This window comes from Methylobacterium sp. GC_Met_2 (assembly GCF_026540795.1).
GTDB lineage: Bacteria > Pseudomonadota > Alphaproteobacteria > Rhizobiales > Beijerinckiaceae > Methylobacterium.
This window is the reverse complement of the sequence record NZ_JALNUM010000240.1, coordinates 1-2,243: the sequence shown is the minus strand read 5'-3', so window position 1 is coordinate 2,243 and position 2,243 is coordinate 1. Positions and strand designations below refer to the sequence as shown.

At 69.9% G+C, this 2,243-nt stretch carries 2 protein-coding genes; both read right to left on the bottom strand.

Annotated features, from left to right (window positions below):
- Positions 1 to 107 precede the first annotated feature (107 nt).
- The gene (locus tag OXS49_RS33180) at positions 108 to 788 is read right to left on the bottom strand and encodes a glutathione S-transferase family protein (protein ID WP_244001251.1); all 681 of its coding nucleotides are present in this window, start codon (positions 786 to 788) and stop codon (positions 108 to 110) included.
- 73 nt (positions 789 to 861) lie between these two features.
- Positions 862 to 2,243: M48 family metalloprotease (locus tag OXS49_RS33175; protein WP_267428743.1), on the bottom strand; the 1,382-nt coding region annotated here is incomplete at its 5' end.

The window sequence follows — 2,243 nt, the reverse complement described above, 5'->3', positions numbered from 1 at the left end:
CACGAATTGCGATCCTTGCAATCGGCCCGAACACCTTGAAGGGGCTGGGCGAAGCCCTTTGACGATCCCGAATCGGAGGTTGGCCGGGCTCGGGGATCGTCCGTCCGTCAGGCGGCGGTCTGGGTGGCGCGGAACATGAAGCCCCGAGCTTCGTCATCCATCTCGGCCTTGAACGTGTGGCGACCCTTCAACGCTTCCGCCGCCTGGGCAGCCGGCCGGGCGTTGATCGCGTCGAGAAGACGCTTCACGTTGGGCATGTCCTTGAAGGCCTCATCGCCGAGCACGAACGGCACCATACGGGCCCAGCCCCACACCGCCATGTCGACGATCGTGTAGGTCTCGCCCAGCACGTAAGCGCGGTCCTTCAACTGCTGGTCGAGGACGCCCCAGTGACGGCGCGCCTCGTAGGTGTAACGCTCGGTGGCGTAGGCGCCGCCATCCCGCGCGAAGTGGCGGAAATGCACGCACTGACCCGAGAACGGCCCGATGCCGGTGGCCACGAACATCAGCCAGGACAGCATCTCGCCCCGCGCCGGCTCGCCCTCGGGCAGGAACAGCCCGGTCTTGCCCGCGAGGTAGAGCAGGATCGCGTTCGAATCGAACACCGTCACGTCGCCGTCGACGATTGCCGGCACTTTCCCGTTCGGGTTGATTGCCGAATAGCCGGGGTCGAACTGCTCGCCCTTGCGGGTATCCACCGGCACCGTCTCGTAGGGGAGGCCCATCTCTTCGAGACAGAGGGCGACCTTCATGGGGTTGGGGCTGAGATTGTAGAAGAATCGAATCACGGCGCTCTCCCTGAACGATCCCGGAAGAATGTCCGGGGCCGCGCGCGGCACAAGCCGCAACCGCGCAGGGCGGCTATTCGGTCACGATCTTGTAGCTGCGGCCCGGCACCAGCGCGGCGCCCCGTTCCAGTCCGTTGAGGACGAGGAACCGGTCGAGCGCCCGATCGGGCACCGCCATGCGGCGGGCGAGTTCCTCGGCGCTGGTCGAGGCCGCCTGGACTACCTGCAGATGCAGGGGGCGCAGCACCGCCTCATCGGGGGAAATCGCCCCGAGGGTCTCGGTCCAGCGGCGGAAGGCCGGGTCGGGATCGGTCGCGCCCTTGGCAGCCATGATCATCCGGTAGGTCGAATCGCCGATCCGGATCGCCGCGAGGCGGAAGGTCCATTCCTTGCCCCGCGACAGCGCGAAGGCGGCCGGGTGGCCGGCCACCTCCCGGGTCTCGAAGCCCGCCGGATCGAACGCGTCGTTCCAGCTCGCCTTCAGCACGGCGTCGAGGGGCTGGCCGTCCTTGGCTTCGATCTGGTCGAACAGCAGGCGGCGGTTGCCGTCCGTGGTCGTGCCGAGGACCGCCGAGCGGGTGTTCTCGAGGGCGAACCCCTCCGGCACCTCGAACGCGATGCCCAGCCCCGGATGGATGAAGCGGTGCCCCCGCACGGCCCCGTCGCGCGGGTTGTCGCCGTAGGCGAGCCCGTCCACCGCGGCGAGGTAGGCGGCCCGGTCGTCGGTGCCGATGCCCGGCGCGCCGATGCGGCGGGCTGCCCGGGTGACCTGGGTGATGCGCTCGGCCGTGCCCGGATGGGTCGCCAGCATGTCGGGCTCGGTGGCGCTGTTCACCTTCAGCCCCGTCGAGCGGTTGAGGGCGGTGAGGAAGCGGCCGGCCGCGAACGGATCGTAGCCGGCCTTGGCCAGCGTGCGCACGCCGGTGGCGTCGGCTTCCAGCTCCTGCTCCCGGGAGAAGCGGGCCAGCGCGAAGCGCGACTGGCTCTGAAGCTGCGCGCCGGTATCGGGATCGTTCAGCACGTCCCGCACGACCCGGCTGACCAGCGCCGAGCGCAGTTCCAGCTCGCTGCGGGCGGTGGCGTGGTTGAGGGTCACGTGCGCCATCTCGTGCGCCAGCACGGCCGCGACCTCCGAGGTGTCGCTCGCTAGCGCCACCAGCCCGCGGGTGGCATAGAGCCGCCCGTTCGGGAGCGCGAAGGCGTTGACCACCGGCGAATCGAGCAGCGTCACCACGTAGCTCTGGTCGGGCCGGTCGCTCGCCTTCACGAGGCGGTCGGTCACCTCCGTGAGCATCCGCGTCACGTTGGGCGCGCGGGCCTCGCCCCCGAAGGAGGCCACGAGCTTGAGATGGTCGGCATCCGCGACGCGCTCGCGGCCCGTCGTGCGCGGCGCCTCCACAGGAACCCGCACCACCGCCGGCTGAATGGTCGCCGTGGTCTGGTCGGCCACGCAGG